The sequence below is a fragment of the Mycobacterium sp. 852002-51152_SCH6134967 genome, from assembly GCF_001667105.1.
Lineage (GTDB): Bacteria > Actinomycetota > Actinomycetes > Mycobacteriales > Mycobacteriaceae > Mycobacterium > Mycobacterium neumannii_A.
Genome location: NZ_LZIK01000003.1, coordinates 1 through 737, shown reverse-complemented (window position 1 = coordinate 737; position 737 = coordinate 1). Strand labels below are relative to the sequence as shown.

General features: G+C 62.4%; 1 protein-coding gene. It reads right to left on the bottom strand.

What is annotated here, in order from left to right; all coding sequences use genetic code 11:
- Positions 1-71 precede the first annotated feature (71 nt).
- Positions 72-737, bottom strand: a 666-nt coding sequence (locus A5790_RS00135; protein WP_066840400.1) for an ABC transporter permease, incomplete at its 5' end; no start/stop codon positions are given.

Genomic DNA, 737 nt, shown 5'->3' with positions numbered 1-737 from the left:
TGCGAGCCCCCCGAGTCAGGCGCGGATAGGTGCTGCGCAGAACTTGTACGGTTCCCATCGATAGCTCCCGATCAGCCTGTCGTCATCCGGATGCCGATGGCCGTGACGACCACGTTGATCACGAACAACGCCATGAACGCATACACCACGGTCTCGTTGACGGCGTTACCGACCGCCTTGGCTCCACCACCGGTGATCGTCAACCCGCGAAAACACGCCACCAGACCGGCGATCAGACCGAACAACGCCGCCTTCACACACGAGATGATCACCTCGGGCACCCCGGTCAACAGCGTGATCCCGGCCGCGAACGCACCGGGGTTCACATCCTGGATGAACACCGAAAACGTGTAGCCACCCAGGATTCCGATGATCACCACCAGACTGTTGAGCAGCAGTGCGACCAGTCCCGAGGCCAGCATCCGCGGCGTCACCAAGCGCTGGACCGGGTTGATGCCCAGCACCTCCATCGCATCGATCTCCTCGCGGATCGTGCGCGACCCCAGATCGGCACACATCGCCGTCGCACCGGCACCGGCCACAATCAACACCGTCACGATCGGACCCACCTGGGTCACCGCGCCAAACGCCGCACCGGCACCCGACAGGTCAGCCGCACCCAACTCCCGCAACAAGATGTTCAACGTGAACGACACCAGGACCGTGAACGGAATCGCCACCAACAACGTCGGCGCCAACGACACCCGAGCAATGAACCAACACTGCTCCAAAAACTC